Origin of the sequence: Bradyrhizobium sp. SRL28, assembly GCF_018596315.1 — a bacterium.
GTDB lineage: Bacteria > Pseudomonadota > Alphaproteobacteria > Rhizobiales > Xanthobacteraceae > Bradyrhizobium.
Genome location: NZ_JAHEAG010000003.1, coordinates 494181 through 508630 on the forward strand (window position 1 = coordinate 494181; position 14450 = coordinate 508630).

At 64.4% G+C, this 14450-nt stretch carries 15 protein-coding genes and 1 pseudogene; 8 read left to right on the forward strand and 8 right to left on the reverse strand.

Annotated elements, in window-relative coordinates; all coding sequences use genetic code 11:
* Position 1 precedes the first annotated feature (1 nt).
* Positions 2-1570, reverse strand: a complete 1569-nt coding sequence (locus KIP88_RS10255) for a DUF1800 domain-containing protein (RefSeq protein WP_214487760.1) — start codon at positions 1568-1570, stop codon at positions 2-4.
* A gap of 101 nt (positions 1571-1671) precedes the next feature.
* Here KIP88_RS10255 and KIP88_RS10260 point away from each other — a divergent pair, with 101 nt between their 5' ends.
* Entirely contained in the window at positions 1672-2562 is an 891-nt protein-coding gene (locus tag KIP88_RS10260; RefSeq protein WP_308163450.1) for an HAD-IA family hydrolase, read from the forward strand.
* A gap of 113 nt (positions 2563-2675) precedes the next feature.
* Here KIP88_RS10260 and KIP88_RS10265 read toward each other — a convergent pair whose 3' ends face one another.
* On the reverse strand, positions 2676-3275 hold the full coding sequence (locus KIP88_RS10265; protein ID WP_214488019.1) for a TetR/AcrR family transcriptional regulator: 600 nt from the start codon (positions 3273-3275) through the stop codon (positions 2676-2678).
* A gap of 87 nt (positions 3276-3362) precedes the next feature.
* Here KIP88_RS10265 and KIP88_RS10270 point away from each other — a divergent pair, with 87 nt between their 5' ends.
* Entirely contained in the window at positions 3363-4154 is a 792-nt protein-coding gene (locus KIP88_RS10270) for a crotonase/enoyl-CoA hydratase family protein (protein WP_214487761.1), read from the forward strand.
* On the opposite strand, the gene KIP88_RS10275 is transcribed toward KIP88_RS10270, so the two are convergent.
* From KIP88_RS10275 to KIP88_RS10300, 6 genes and pseudogenes are all read right to left on the reverse strand, one after another.
* Positions 4139-4354 carry a hypothetical protein gene (locus KIP88_RS10275; RefSeq protein ID WP_214487762.1) on the reverse strand — a complete coding sequence of 72 codons (216 nt, stop codon included), beginning with the start codon at positions 4352-4354 and terminating at the stop codon, positions 4139-4141. The genes KIP88_RS10270 and KIP88_RS10275 overlap by 16 nt on opposite strands.
* A gap of 171 nt (positions 4355-4525) precedes the next feature.
* A complete protein-coding gene (locus KIP88_RS10280; protein ID WP_214487763.1) occupies positions 4526-4975 on the reverse strand; it encodes a VOC family protein in 450 nt (149 codons plus the stop codon).
* 26 nt (positions 4976-5001) lie between these two features.
* Positions 5002-5112, reverse strand: a pseudogene (locus KIP88_RS46445) (glutathione S-transferase family protein); the annotation flags it as partial.
* Between the two features lie 166 nt (positions 5113-5278).
* Positions 5279-5986 carry a glutathione binding-like protein gene (locus tag KIP88_RS10290; RefSeq protein WP_214487765.1) on the reverse strand — a complete coding sequence of 236 codons (708 nt, stop codon included), beginning with the start codon at positions 5984-5986 and terminating at the stop codon, positions 5279-5281.
* Positions 5987-6108: 122 nt separating this feature from the next.
* Positions 6109-6333 carry a hypothetical protein gene (locus KIP88_RS10295; RefSeq protein WP_214487766.1) on the reverse strand — a complete coding sequence of 75 codons (225 nt, stop codon included), beginning with the start codon at positions 6331-6333 and terminating at the stop codon, positions 6109-6111.
* 29 nt (positions 6334-6362) lie between these two features.
* On the reverse strand, positions 6363-7124 hold the full coding sequence (locus KIP88_RS10300) for a sulfite exporter TauE/SafE family protein (protein WP_214487767.1): 762 nt from the start codon (positions 7122-7124) through the stop codon (positions 6363-6365).
* 90 nt (positions 7125-7214) lie between these two features.
* Between KIP88_RS10300 and KIP88_RS10305 the strand changes: the two genes are divergently transcribed.
* From KIP88_RS10305 to KIP88_RS10330, 6 genes are all read left to right on the forward strand, one after another.
* Positions 7215-8120, forward strand: coding sequence for a LysR substrate-binding domain-containing protein (locus KIP88_RS10305; RefSeq protein WP_214487768.1), 906 nt, complete (start codon positions 7215-7217; stop codon positions 8118-8120).
* The gene (locus KIP88_RS10310; RefSeq protein WP_214487769.1) at positions 8110-9330 is read left to right on the forward strand and encodes an NAD(P)-binding domain-containing protein; all 1221 of its coding nucleotides are present in this window, start codon (positions 8110-8112) and stop codon (positions 9328-9330) included. The genes KIP88_RS10305 and KIP88_RS10310 overlap by 11 nt, the downstream gene beginning before the upstream one ends.
* Before the next feature lie 307 nt (positions 9331-9637).
* Positions 9638-9850: a hypothetical protein gene (locus KIP88_RS10315; protein ID WP_108522009.1), complete on the forward strand. Its 213-nt coding sequence runs from the start codon at positions 9638-9640 to the stop codon at positions 9848-9850.
* Positions 9851-10202: 352 nt separating this feature from the next.
* Positions 10203-13118 carry an excinuclease ABC subunit UvrB gene (gene uvrB, locus KIP88_RS10320; protein ID WP_214487770.1) on the forward strand — a complete coding sequence of 972 codons (2916 nt, stop codon included), beginning with the start codon at positions 10203-10205 and terminating at the stop codon, positions 13116-13118.
* Between the two features lie 199 nt (positions 13119-13317).
* The gene (locus tag KIP88_RS10325) at positions 13318-13944 is read left to right on the forward strand and encodes a UbiX family flavin prenyltransferase (protein WP_214487771.1); all 627 of its coding nucleotides are present in this window, start codon (positions 13318-13320) and stop codon (positions 13942-13944) included.
* The gene (locus KIP88_RS10330; protein ID WP_214487772.1) at positions 13937-14437 is read left to right on the forward strand and encodes a hypothetical protein; all 501 of its coding nucleotides are present in this window, start codon (positions 13937-13939) and stop codon (positions 14435-14437) included. The genes KIP88_RS10325 and KIP88_RS10330 overlap by 8 nt, the downstream gene beginning before the upstream one ends.
* The last annotated feature ends 13 nt before the right edge of the window (positions 14438-14450 follow it).

The window sequence follows — 14450 nt, forward strand, 5'->3', positions numbered from 1 at the left end:
GTCATCTCCTCTGGAATTCCGGCGACATCAGCAACAGCGCCAGCGCCTGCTGTCGCGATTCCGCGCGCTCGATGGTCCGTCGGGTCTCTGATGATGCCGCATCCGCGGCAACGAGTTCGAGCAGATCGCGCGGATCGACGCCGTCGGCGAGCCGTGCGGCGATCTGCGCGGAAATATCGAGCCGCAGTTTGATGCCTTCCGGCGCCGCCCAGGCCGCGTTCGTATCAGGGAAACCGTTCGGCCCGGCGGGCGCCCACAGCGGCTGGCCCAGCGCATTGAGAGCGGTGAGATAGAGGCCGGGATTGTTCGGGATCTGCGCCAGCAGCCGGCCCGCCGCGACCAGAAATTCGTAAGGCGAGCGCATCTTTGAGGGCGGCGCCTTCCAGGCATCATCGGAATCCACCAGCGCCGTCGCCAGCGCCTTCAGATCGCCGTCGGTTCGCGTGAAGACATCGGCGAGCCGCGCCACCAGGGCCGGTGGCGGATCGTCGGCCACGAAGTGCTGCACGAATTTGCCGGCGATGAATTTCGCGGTCGCGGGATGGCCCGCGAGATCCGCCAGCACCGCCTCGCCCTGCATTACGTCTGACGCGTCGTAGATTTTTCCCATCACCCGCTGCGCGCCCGGCTGATGCGCATTGGCGTTGAACACGAAGGAGGCCGGCGGACCCAATTGGCCCAGCCTTCCCGCATAGGTCCAGCCCGTGATGATGTTCGCCAGCGACGTCACGTCCGCCTGCGAATAGCCGCCGCCGACGCCGAGCGTATGCAGTTCCAAAATCTCGCGGGCGAGATTTTCGTTCAGTCCCCGGTTGCGGTTTCTGCCGGCGCGCGAATCCGGGCCCAGCGATTGCTGGTTGTCGAGAAAGAACAGCATCGCAGGATGCTGCTCGACCGCCTTCAGCATGTCGCCGAAACGCCCGAGCACGTGCGGCCGGATCGCCTCGCGCTCGAACGAGCCGGCCCACATTCGCGCCGGCCCGCCCTTGTTGGCGGAGATGCAGAAATGATTGGACCAGAACACCACCAGCCGTTCGGTGAATCCGCAATCGGCGATGACGGCGCGTTGCAACCGCGCCAGCGCCTCGGCGCGAAAGGTTTTCTGGATGACGTTGAGTGGTGCCGGTGGCGGTTTGGGCGCATTGGCCCGCATCGCCTCGGCGGACGCCATGGCCGCATCGGGATTTTCCGGCAGCTTCGCCGGCGCTTCCCTTGACGGTTCTCTGGGCGCCATGTCCATGGCGATGCTGTTGAGCGAAAGGTTCCGCCGTTGCGCTTTCGCATCCGCCGGCGGTTGACCTTCGATCGCGGGCGCCGGCGCCGCAGACTTGGCGGCTGCGTCGCGGGCCTGCTGAATCTCGAACTGATAATCAAACACTGCCTTGCCGAGCGCCGGCGTCGACTGCAGTCCCGGCACTTCGAGCAGCACGCCATTGGGACGGGCGAGTTCTTGCTTGACGAAGCCGCGCGGATCGGAGGCCGCATTGAGAATATCGCCAGAGGCCCCGCCGCGCGCGCCCAGTCCGAAGCGATTGAGCGCAACAAGCGCTGCTTGCGAATCGCGGGCCATCGGATTTCCCTTAGAATTTCCCGGGCGTATAGTAGCTGCCGAGTATAACGCGCTTCGGCATGAACCCGGGATTAATTCCGCGTCAGGATGCGGCCTTGTTAATGACAAATCGTTTGGAAAATCAGCCCACGCGCCGCCTCGCCTGCATCGGTTGCGGCACCGAATTTAATTGCAGCCTGTCGGGGCCGTGCTGGTGTTCCGACGAGGCGTTCCGTCTGCCGATGCCGGCGGACGGCAGCGATTGTCTCTGCCCGGACTGCCTGCGCAAACTCGCAGAACAGCGCGCAGCCGCAGGCTGCGACGTGACCGGGAGATGGAATGTCAGCGCCGTCCTGCTCGACATGGACGGCACGCTGCTCGACACCGAGCGCGTCTATCTCGACAGCCTGGTCGCGGCGCTGAAGATGCATGGCTACACCGACGACACCACGACGCTGTGTCAGGCGATGGTCGGCCTCCCCGGTCCGGAATGCGAGGCCATGCTGCACGCGCGTTATGGGGAGAGCTTTCCGCTTGCGGAGATAAGCCGGGCCTTCGTCAGCAATCGCGATGAAATTCTCAGCGCAGGCCTGCCGCTGAAGAGCGGCGCGGTCGAACTGCTGGATGCGCTGCAGGCCGCCGAATGCCCGATGGCGATCGTCACCTCCTCGTCGCAGCGCACGACGGACGCGCATCTGACGCTGGCGGGAATTCGCCACCGTTTTGAAACGATCCTGACCCGCGATGACGTCGCGCGCGGAAAACCGAGCCCCGATCTCTATCTTCTGGCGGCCGCGCGGTTCGGCCTGAAGCCGGAAGTTTGCGTGGCGGTGGAGGATTCCAACCACGGCGTGGCGGCTGCGCATGCGGCGGGCGCCATCACCATCATGGTGCCTGACATGGTGACGCCGACGGAAGAGTCGCGCGCACGATGCGCTGCCGTTGTACCCGACCTCGGCGCGGTGCTCGAGGTGCTGCGAACGCGCGGGGAGTTTGACCGCCGTTCTCTCTAGCCGTCATTGCTTGCGACAAACGCGAAGCGTTTGCGCAAGGGAGCCGACGAAGCAATCCATGGCTCCGCTTGTGGCGCGATGGATTGCTTCGCTTCGCTCGCAATGACGGCGAACTATCGCGCGCGTCGCTTCCCTCGCACAGGAAGCGCCGCCTCGATCAACGCATGCGCCGCCTCGCCCGCCGTTTCCATGTAGCTGGGATCACGGTGCAGCAGCACGACGGCGAATGAGCCGTCGAGCAGCAGCAGGATCTGGCGCGCGAGCTGCGCCGCCTGTGCGATCCCCGCCGAAGCAAAAGTCACACGCAGCCATTCCTCGAACTTCTTCTTGTGCGCGGCGCCGATTTTCATCGCGGGATGACCGGGCATGTTGGCGAGTTCGGCCGATGTGCGCAGGAATCCGCATCCCTTCCACTTCGGATGCCGCGCCGAGCGGGCGAGGTTGCGAAAGATGCGCTCGACCTGGGCCGGCAACCCGTCGTCAGCCTCGGCGAACCATTGCCTGAACAGCGCGAGATTCGGCTGGTCGCGGGCGGCAAGATACGCGGCGACCAGATCATCCTTGCTCTTGAAATGATAATACAGTGTTCGCTTGGTGACACCGGCCTTCGCCGCCACCGCATCGACGCTGACGCCGCGAATGCCGTCATTGTAGAACAGCGCATTCGCCGCCGAGATAATGCGTTCGCGTGTCGGGATCGCAGATCGTGCCATGTCAGCCATGTATACTAACCAGTGAATATACACAACGCGGACAGGCTTCTAGGGTGCGTGCAGCCACGGTCACTTGCGGAGCCATTGATGTCCGACCCCATCCTGCTCGAAATCAGCGACGGCATTGCGCTGATCACGCTCAACCGCCCTGACAAGCTCAATGCGCTGAACTACGATCTGATCGACCGCCTGATGGCGGCACTGGACGCCATTGAAACCAACGCCGATGCGCGCGCGGTAATCCTGACCGGCGCGGGCGAACGCGCGTTCTCCGCGGGCGCCGATATCCACGAATTCGCAGGCAGCGTCCGTCGCGGCCGCGATACGGCCATCCGCGACTTCGTCCGGCGCGGACAGGCCATGACCGCGTGGCTCGAAGCATTCAGGAAACCGGTGATCGCTGCCGTCAACGGCCTGGCGTTCGGTGGCGGATGCGAGATCACCGAGGCCGTGCATCTGGCCATCGCCAGCGAGCGAGCGCGTTTCGCCAAACCGGAAATCAATCTCGGCATGCCGCCAACCTTCGGCGGAACGCAGCGGCTGCCGCGGCTCGCCGGGCGCAAGCGCGCGCTTGAACTGCTCTTGACGGGCGATCCTTTCTCACCGCAACAGGCGCTAGAGATCGGGCTGGTCAATAAGGTGGTGCCGCATGATGGGCTGCTGCCGGCCGCGCGCGAACTGGCAGCACGTATCGTGCGACATTCGCCGCTCGCGGTCGGCGGGATCATCACGGCGGTCACCCGCGGACTGAACATGGGCATCGGCGAAGGGCTGCAGGTCGAGAGCGAGCAATTTGCCGCGGTCGTGCCCACCGGCGATCTCGGCGAAGGCATCAATGCCTGGATCGAGCGCCGGCCGCCGGTCTATGCCGGCCGCTGACGGCAGGCGTGATATTCCGCTGGACTAAGCGGCGTCTTGGTCGCAATCACCGTCCGCATGTCGTCAGCCAGTTCGCGGTAATGCTGGCCGAGGCGCAGGTATAACTCGCGCTTCGCCGCATCCGCCGACAACTTGCCGAGCAAGTCGCATTCGTCAGCGAGAGTCTCAAACCGCTCCAATTTGGCTTCAAAGTCGATCATGACGCGTCTCTCCCGACGGCCACCAAGGGGATAAGACTACGCCTTCAATTTACGTCACGGCTAACATCGTTATCGGATAGAACTAATTTACAATCTAAGCGATATTCCGGACAGTCGCGCAATCATTGCCTGCTGGTTTGCATCGGCGAACGTCATCGTTCCTGCTGCCAATCAACACGCGATGGCGCCGACATCGCGGCAGTACTCCGCAGGGCCCGCAAACAGCAAAAGATTACCGTCGGGATCTCTGACGATGAAATCGCTGGCGCCCCACGGTTGGCGCGTGAGCGTCTGAAAGAACGTCGCACCTGCGGCCTGGAACTCCAGGGAGAGTTGCTCGATCTCTTCCGCGCTCGCGACGGTAAGCGAGGCGGAAAGCAATTCCTCGCGGTCGCGCAGAACCGGGTCGATCACGGATTGCTCGACGCATCGCAAGTTCAGCCGTGCCCCGTCGCGCATGATCTGTGCGTAAAATGGCGGTTCGCCGTAGGTGAAGACGATGGCGAAGCCCAGCGTCTTCACGAAGAAATCGCAGGACGATGTGATGTCGGCGACGAAGAGTTGCGGCTCTGCGGCCGTGATGACGGCCCTGGAGAATGTCGCATCTGCAGAACCCGGCATCGGCGAGCCTACCCGTAATAGCTTGGCGACTTCCGCGCCAGCCCATCGAACGCGTCGAGCAGCCGCTCGCGCCAGCAGAATGGGCTGAACGGACGGGATGGGTCGGTGCCGACGAGTTCGTAGAGTTTGAGTGGCATGCCGGTATTGTGTGCGAAGTCGGCGCCCGAAACAAGAACGTCATTGCCTGCGACAAACGCGAAGCGTTTGCGCAAGGGAGCGAAGCGACGAAGCAATCCATCGCTCCGCAAGCGGAGGCATGGATTGCTTCGCTTCGCTCGCAATGACGGGGATAGACCGCCTCGCCTACCGCACCACCGCCGCGGTTTGGCCGAACAGGATCCTGCGCTCCTCCTCGGTGCGGTTGACGGGCTGGCCGAAATTCGGATTGACCTCTTTCGCCTTGGCATAGGCACGCTCGGTCGCCGGCCGGGCGCGGATGGTCTCCAGCCAGCGCTTCAGATGCGGGAAGTCGTCGATGTTCTGATCCTGGTTCTTGTAAGGAACCACCCAAGGATAGCTCGCCATATCAGCGATCGAATAGTCGCCGGCGATGAATTCGCGGTCCGCCAGGCGCTTGTTGAGCACGCCGTAGAGCCGGTTGGTCTCGTTGACGTAGCGATCGATGGCGTATTTGATTTTTTCTACCGCGTAATTTCTGAAGTGGTGGTTCTGCCCGGCCATCGGCCCGAGCCCGCCCATCTGCCAGAACGTCCACTGGATCGCGTCATAGCGGCCGTAGAGATCCGACGGCAGGAATTTTCCGGTCTTCTCGGCGAGATACAGCAGCATCGCACCCGACTCGAAGATCGAGACCGGCTTTCCGCCGCCCTTCGGCTCGTGATCGACCATCGCAGGAATGCGGTTGTTCGGCGCGATCGCCAGAAACTCCGGCTTGAACTGTTCGCCCTTGCCGATGTTGACCGGGAATATCTTGTAGGGAAGCCCGGTCTCTTCGAGGAACATCGTGATCTTGTGGCCGTTCGGCGTGGTCCAGTAGTGAAGGTCGATCATGGGCGATCCTGCTATGCGCTAGATTGTTGTTTTCGCAAGAAAGATGCGACTGCATGAATTTGGGCGGACCGCCGGCGCATGTCAATCGGCGCCGGCGTCGGCACGCGCAAATGTGATGGACCTCAACCGCCGCGGCCGTGCTCGCGCAGAAATTTGGCGCCGCTTTCGGTGATCGCAACCTTCGCGCCCAGTTGGCGCGCGACGTAGCCGCGATCGACGGCGTCCTCCCAGATGGTCAGGCGCGGGCATGAGGTGCGCCACGTCTCGATCACCTCGGAATAAGGTCGCGGCTCGCGGCCGATCCATTCGACGAGGTCGAGCACCAGTGCGTCCGTTGCCTCGGTCATCCGCGCCTCCGCATCAGAAGCGGTCAAACTCAAAACGCCATTGCGCTCGTTCGCGTGAACAACAGCCAGCCTCCGTAAAGGATGTAGTAGCCCGCGACCGTGGTGATCAGCCGGTTCGCCCAGGTACGGAACTGCGCATCGCTCATCGCTTCCAGGATGCGCCGCGCCAGCGTGGTGCCGAGCATCGAAGCGGCGATGGCGACCGCCGCCAGCACCGGATCGAGCGTCGCCGCCTGGTCGATGATGCCGCCGAAATAGATCAGTTTTGTGAGATGGCTGGCGACCTGGCAGGTGGCCTTGGTCGCCACCACCTCGCGGCGGCCGAAATTGCCGCCGAGAAAGAACGTGTCCATCAGGGGCCCGGAGACGCCGGTCATCAGCATCAGCCCCATGCAGATGAAGCCGTAGAACGAGCCCTGCGCGATGCTATCAGGGTTGGGCTTGAGGTTCTTCGGCATCAGCCGTGCCATGAACGGCGTCGCCCCGAGCAATAGCAGCGCGATCGGCTTGTCCGGCACGTAGCGGATGATCGACCAGGCGCCGAGCGCGAGCCCGCAGCCGATCAGATAAACAAACACTGGCCGCCAGCGGATATGCGCCCGCCACAGAAAGGCGCGCCAGCCGTTCGAGGCCATCTGCGTGATCGCGTGCAGCACCATCGCGGTCGGCAGCGGCATCAGCATCAACAGCACGCCGATCAGGATCATCCCGCCGGCCATGCCGAACAGGCCCGACAGGAACGCTGTCGCGACCATCAACGCACCGAGGGCTGCGATCATCAGGGCCGTCATCGGAATCTCCACAATCATATTTCTGCCGCGCTTGGACGGCGCGCGCAAACTGAGTTATCTTGCTCTGGCATCAGTTTTCCTGAGGGTTATGTGCGGCGACTGCTCTTTCTCAACGGTATCAAGGCGTTTGAGGCTGCGGCCAGGACCGGCAGCTTTGCCGCCGCCGGGGCCGAGCTCAACGTATCCGCCGCCGCGGTCAGCCGGATGGTGCATCTCCTGGAAGAGCGGCTCGGGGTTGCGCTGTTCGAGCGCAAGGCCAACCGCCTCGCCACCACGGCGGCGGGCCGCGCCTATCAAAGTGGGCTGACGCCGATCTTCGACGCGCTGGCGAGCCTGACCGCGCAGGTCACCGCGCCCTCCAGCGTCCGCGTGCTGACCATCGGGGTCGGTCCCACCTTTGCGATGAAGTGGCTGATCCCGCGGCTGGCGGATTTCCGCAAACAGGAGCCGGATATCGACGTCCGCATTACCACCGGCGGCGCCGCGGTGCCGTTCGGCGAGGACTGGAGCTGCGGCATCAAGCTGGGCGACGGCGAATGGCCCGGCCTGATCGCCGAGCCGTTGTTCGCCGCCGACCTGCTGCCGGTGTGCGCGCCGCGCCTTGCGAACGCGCTCAAACGCCCCAGCGATCTGAAGGGGCCGACGCTTCTGCGGGTGGCGCATTCGCCCGACGATTGGCCCTCTTGGCTCGAGGCCGCCGGCACAGCCCGCATCACCGCCCGCGGACCGGAGTTCGAGTTTTACGGCCAGGCGCTGCAGGCCGCCGTCGACGGCCTCGGCATCGCCATGGGCATCCGCCCCTATATCGACGACGACCTCGCCGCCGGCCGGCTGGTCGCGCCGTTTGCGTTAAGCGTGCCGAAAGGCATGCGCTGGTATCTGGTGTATCGCGGCTTCAGCACGGAGCAGCGCGATTTCGCCGCGTTCCGGCGCTGGATTATCCGCGCGGCGGCAGAACCCGCCATGCGCCGCAGGGGCCAGAGACATGCCGGATGAAAAGATCGAAACGCTCGTGATCGGGGGCGGCCAGGCTGGCCTCGTGATGAGCCACCGGCTGAAGGAGCGCGGGCTTTCGCACCTCGTGCTCGAGCGCCATCGGATTGCCGAACGCTGGCGCAGCGAGCGCTGGGACGGGCTGAAATTCCAGTTTCCCAACTGGTCGGTGCGGTTGCCGGACTTTCCGTTTCCGCACAGCGATCCGGATGCCTTTTCAAACACGGACGACATCATCAGATACATCGAGGCCTATGCCGGGTTCGTCGCGCCGCCGATCCGCTGCGGCGTCGCGGTAACGCAGCTCTCGAAGCGCGACGGCGCAGGATTCATCGCCGAGACCAGCGACGGCACGATCGCGGCTGATAATGTCGTCGTCGCCACCGGTCCTTATCAGCGCAACCTCGTCCCTGACCTGCTGCGCGATCATCCCGTGCTCCAGGTCCATGCCGCCGACTACAAGAATCCCGGACAGCTTCCGCCGGGCGCGGTGCTGGTGGCCGGCGCGGGCGCGTCGGGCGCGCAGATTGCCGAGGAATTGTTGCAGGCCGGCCGCCGCGTCTATCTTTCGGTCGGAAGGCACCGCCGCCTGCCGCGCCGCTACCGCGGCCGCGACCTGATCTGGTGGCTCGCCGAGATGCGCCTCGATCAGGTTACGCCAGAGGAGCGTGGGCCCGCACGCCTGGGCCCTGTCATTTCGGGCGCCTATGGCGGCCGCACCATCGATTTCCGCAACTTCGCCACCGACGGGATGATCCTGGTGGGACGCATCGAGGCGGCGCATCACGGCGTGATCGAGATTGCACCCGGCCTTGCCGAAAGCATGAGCGATGGCGACCTCGTCTACACCACTTTCCTCGACACGGTGGACGCCTATGTGAAACGGCGCCGCATGGAGCTGCCCGAAGACCCCGACGCCCGCGCGACATTCGCCGACCCGCCTTGCGTCACCGCACCGCTCACGCACCTCGACCTCGCCGCGGAAGGCATCTCCGCGGTGATCTGGGCCACCGGCTACGGCGTCGATTTCGGCTGGATCGATCTTCCGGTCACCGACGCCAAAGGCGAAGCCGTCCACCGCAACGGCATATCAGCCGTGCCGGGCCTGTATTTCCTCGGCCTGCAATGGTTGTCGAAAATGAACTCCTCGTTCCTGTCCGGCGTCGGCGACGACGCGGCCGTGCTCGCCGATCATATTTTGGCGCGGCGGTGAGGGTCGGAACGCTCTCGTGTCCCGGACGCGATGCGGCACCATCAGCGCGTTTACGCGCGTCTTCGACACGCTATGGTGACGCTTCGCAGAGCCGGGATCCACGCCCGCTCGCAGCCGATGGACCCCGGAATAGCAGCGCACCACGCCGCAAGCCATAGCGCGTCGAAGACGCGCGTGAACGCGCTGTTGGCGCTGCGCCGCATCCGGGGAACGCCTCCGAAAAAGTCCGCAACATGTGAAGCCGTTCACATCGGGCTTTACCCACCCGTGCTTCTCTCGTCCCATGGGACAATCCGGGGGACACGCCATGATCTATGGCGGCTTTGAAATTCAGTCGTTCGAAGCAGGGAGAGGGCTATGGCACGCCAGGATTCAACGGGCCGACCAGGAGCCGGTGGTGATCGATGGAATGGCGTTTCCGACCCTCGAAGTCGGTTTCGCGTGGTCGGATCCGGAAGCGGCGATCGCGGACGCGAAGGCCCATATCGATCGTTTCAAGCCGCGGTTCGCGAATCCGTAAGCGCTGCAGGTGGAACTACCGGCCACGCGCCGGCCGGCCGAATCTCCGTACCCCTTCCCGAACAGACCCTTCAGGCGACGCCGGTGCTCTTGAGCTGTCCGGATTGCAGCGCCTCGCTCGCGGTCCTGCGCATCATCCCCGGCCGCGCCGGCGCCGAGTACTGGACCATGCGATGCACCCGTTGCGGCGGGATCCATCTGGATATCGTCAATCCCTCGACAGCCCCGCTGACGGCGTAAGGCGCGGCGGTTCCGAATCGGCTTGCTGACATCTGCTGACATGACGACGCGCAGCATTGCGCGCGAGACCGTTTGCCCTTTTCTCGCTAGCTGACTCATCCCATATTCGCCGGATGGCGAAGAAACCCGACACTCCCAAAAAGCCCGGCAAAACCCCGAAATCCAAGGCGCATCGGCCCGACGTGCAGCCGATCGGGCCGGCACTGGCCGAACTGCTCAATCCCGCGCTCAACCGCGGCGATGCCGGCATGGGCTCGGGCACCGGCCTGCAGCCGCCGCCGGATAATTCCTGGGATCGCCGCGCCGGCGGCGAGGCCGCCGCGCATCGTGCGCGCGCCTCGACCCGCGGAACCAGCGATGATGTCGCGAAGCGCGACGCATCCCCGCAGGGCCTCGAAGAAGCCCCCCAGGCCAACTACGGCACCTCGGCCACCATCCCGACGCTCGATCCCGAACTCGCGCGCCAGCTCGGCCTGCCGACGGCGGAAGACGACGACGAGGCGCTGGCCCGACCGCCGCGCAACAAGATGGAAGCGCTCGGCGTCAAGGCGACCGCCGACGCGCTGGAGAATCTGATCCGTGACGGCCGCCCGGAATTCAAGGGCGATGACGGCCAGATCAGAGTCTGGACCCCGCACCGTCCGCCGCGTCCGGAAAAATCCGAAGGCGGCGTGCGCTTCGAGATCAAGTCCGAATACGAGCCGAAGGGCGATCAGCCGACCGCGATCGCCGAACTGGTCGAAGGCATCAACCGCAACGACCGCACGCAGGTGCTGCTCGGCGTCACCGGCTCGGGCAAGACCTACACCATGGCCAAGGTGATCGAGGCCACGCAGCGCCCCGCCATCATCCTGGCGCCGAACAAGACGCTGGCCGCGCAGCTCTATGGCGAGTTCAAGAACTTCTTCCCCGACAATGCGGTGGAATATTTCGTCTCGTACTACGACTACTACCAGCCCGAAGCCTATGTGCCGCGGACCGACACCTATATCGAAAAAGACTCTTCCATCAACGAGCAGATAGACCGCATGCGCCACTCGGCGACGCGGGCGCTGCTGGAGCGCGACGACGTCATCATCGTCGCTTCCGTGTCCTGCATCTACGGTATCGGCTCGGTCGAGACCTACACCGCGATGACCTTTGCGCTGAAGAAGGGCGAGCGCATCGACCAGCGGCAATTGATCGCCGATCTCGTGGCGCTGCAATACAAGCGCACCCAGGCCGATTTCACCCGCGGCACCTTCCGGGTGCGCGGCGACGTCATCGACATCTTCCCGGCGCACTATGAGGACCGCGCCTGGCGCGTGAACCTGTTCGGCGACACCGTGGAGAATATCGAGGAGTTCGATCCGCTCACCGGCCACAAGCAGGACGATCTCGAATTCATCAAGATCTACGCCAACTCGCACTATGTGACGCCGCGCCCGACGCTGGTGCAGGCGATCAAATCGATCAAGAGCGAGCTGAAGCTCCGGCTCGACGAGCTCAACAACCATGGCCGCCTGCTGGAAGCGCAACGGCTGGAGCAGCGCACTACCTTCGACCTCGAAATGATGGAAGCGACGGGGAGCTGCGCCGGCATCGAAAACTATTCGCGCTACCTCACGGGACGCCGCCCCGGCGAGCCGCCGCCGACGCTGTTCGAATACGTGCCTGACAACGCGCTGGTGTTCGCCGACGAAAGCCACGTCACCGTGCCGCAGATCGGCGGCATGTTCAAAGGCGACTTCCGCCGCAAGGCGACGCTCGCCGAATACGGTTTCCGCCTGCCCTCCTGCATGGACAACCGTCCGCTGCGGTTCGAGGAATGGGACATGATGCGCCCGCAGAGCGTCGCGGTGTCGGCAACCCCGAGCGGCTGGGAGCTGAACGAGAGCGGCGGCGTGTTCGTCGAGCAGGTAATCCGCCCCACCGGACTTATCGATCCTCCCGTCAACATTCGCCCGGCCCGCACGCAGGTCGACGATCTCGTCGGCGAAGTCCGCGCCACCGCGCAGGCCGGCTATCGCTCGCTGATCACGGTGCTGACGAAACGTATGGCCGAAGACCTCACCGAATATCTGCATGAGCAGGGCATTCGCGTGCGCTACATGCACAGCGATATCGACACCATTGAGCGCATCGAGATCATCCGCGACCTTCGCCTCGGCGCCTTCGACGCGCTGGTCGGCATCAACCTGTTGCGCGAAGGCCTCGACATTCCCGAATGCGCGCTGGTCGCGATCCTCGATGCCGACAAGGAAGGTTTTCTGCGCAGCGAGACCTCGCTGATCCAGACCATCGGCCGCGCCGCGCGCAACGTCGACGGCAAGGTAATCCTCTATGCCGACCAGATGACCGGCTCGATGGAGCGCGCCATCGCCGAAACCAACCGCCGCCGCGAAAAGCAGGTCGAATACAATACCGAACACGGCATCACGCCGGAGAGCGTGAAGAAGTCCATCGGCGACATCATGAACAGCGTCTACGAGCGCGACCACGTGCTGGTCGAGATCGGCGACGGCGGCATGGCGGATGACGTCATCTCCATCGGCCACAATTTCGAGGCTGTTCTCTCCGACCTCGAAACGAGGATGCGCGAAGCCGCCGCCGACCTGAATTTTGAGGAAGCCGCCAGACTCCGCGACGAAGTCAAACGCCTCCGCGCCACCGAAATGGCCGTTGTCGACGACCCCACCGCCAAACAGCGGAGCGTGCAGAAACAGGCCGGCGCCTATGCGGGGACGAAAAAGTATGGCGAGGCAGCGAATTTGCCTGTCAGCGCGATGAAGAAGAAGGGCGTGTCGTCGGCGATCAAGGCGAGCGGCGGTTCGGGCTCAAAAGTCCACAAACCCCATCTCGACGAAATGCACGGCCCGGAATCCCTGCCCTACCGCCCGGACCGCGCCACGCCACGCAAACCTTCGCCCGACAGCGGCAGCAAGATCTTCCAGCCCACTGACTCCCGCCAATCCGGCCCCGAGTTCGGCCCCGCCCCGCGCTCCAGCGGCGGCGCACCGGGGCATCGGGGCGGGTGGAAGAAGAGGTAGGCGATCAACGATCGCTACCCGGCAGTTGTCGTTCGCAATAGACGGAAGTTCTTGCGCTCAACCGCGCGTCATAAACCCGGCGAAAATGGGCCGTCGCCGCTGGACCGTCGCGCATGAACGCGCGGATGGCCATCCAAGGTTGCGCTCGGCGGGAGCCTTGGCTAGGATTTACGGAAAGGCATTTGACGCGGGAGCGTAGATGCGGATTATCGTTGCAATAACCGGTGCTACCGGTGCTGCTTACGGCGTCCGTCTCCTTGCGGCACTTGAGCAACTTGGCGTCGAGCGACACCTGATCGTGAGTCGGTGGGCCGAGGTCACGATCCCAAAGGAAACCGGCTACACCGCCCGCGAAGTTGGCGCGATGGCCTCCGTCGTGCATTCGCGCGACAATCAGGGCGCCCCGATGGCAAGCGGTTCATTCCGTCACGACGGCATGATCGTCGCGCCATGCAGCATGAAAACATTATCCGCCATCCGTTTCGGCCACGCCGACGGACTGATAGCGCGCGCCGCCGACGTCACCTTGAAGGAGCGACGCCGCCTTGTGCTGCTGCCGCGGGAAACCCCGCTGAACGAAATCCATCTGGAGAACATGCTGTCGCTGACCCGGATGGGCGCGATCATCGCCCCGCCGATGCCCGGCTTCTACACCAATCCGAAAACCATCGATGACCTGATCGACCACACGGTCGGGCGGGTGCTCGACCTGTTCGGGTTGGAAATGCCGCAGCTCAAGCGCTGGAGCGGCATGCGCGCGGACAGGGAAGCTCCGACCGCTGCCGAATTGCCGCGCATCGCAACAAGGGGGACCGACCATGGGTGAGGCCGAGCACGCATATACCCGTCCGCAGAGCGCGGCAGCAGGCACGATGCCGGCGGAATTCGCCAGCTATCTCGACGGTACCGGCCTGGCGGCGAAGACGCAGGCGCTGCGTCTGTCCACCATCGACGCGGCGGGATGGCCGCATGCCGCGCTTCTGAGCGCGGGCGAGGTGCTGGCGTTGCCGCCGGGTCGCATCCGCTTTGCGATCTTTCCGCAGTCCGGCACCGCCGCCAATCTCGCGCGTGACGGCAGGATGACGCTGACGCTCTCGCTCGACGGCGGAATGTGCGAAATCCGGATGCATGCGCGCCGGCTTGCGCATTCCGATCCCGGGGTGCCGCTGGCCTTCTTTGAGGCAACCGTCGAGACATCGCGCCTGCATGTGGCGCCCTACGCCTCGGTCACCACGGGGATCACCTTCGCATTGCACGAGCCGCAAGCCGTACTTCCGCGCTGGCAGCGCCAGATCGAGGCGCTGCGCGTGGCGGGTTGAAAACAACTGACGC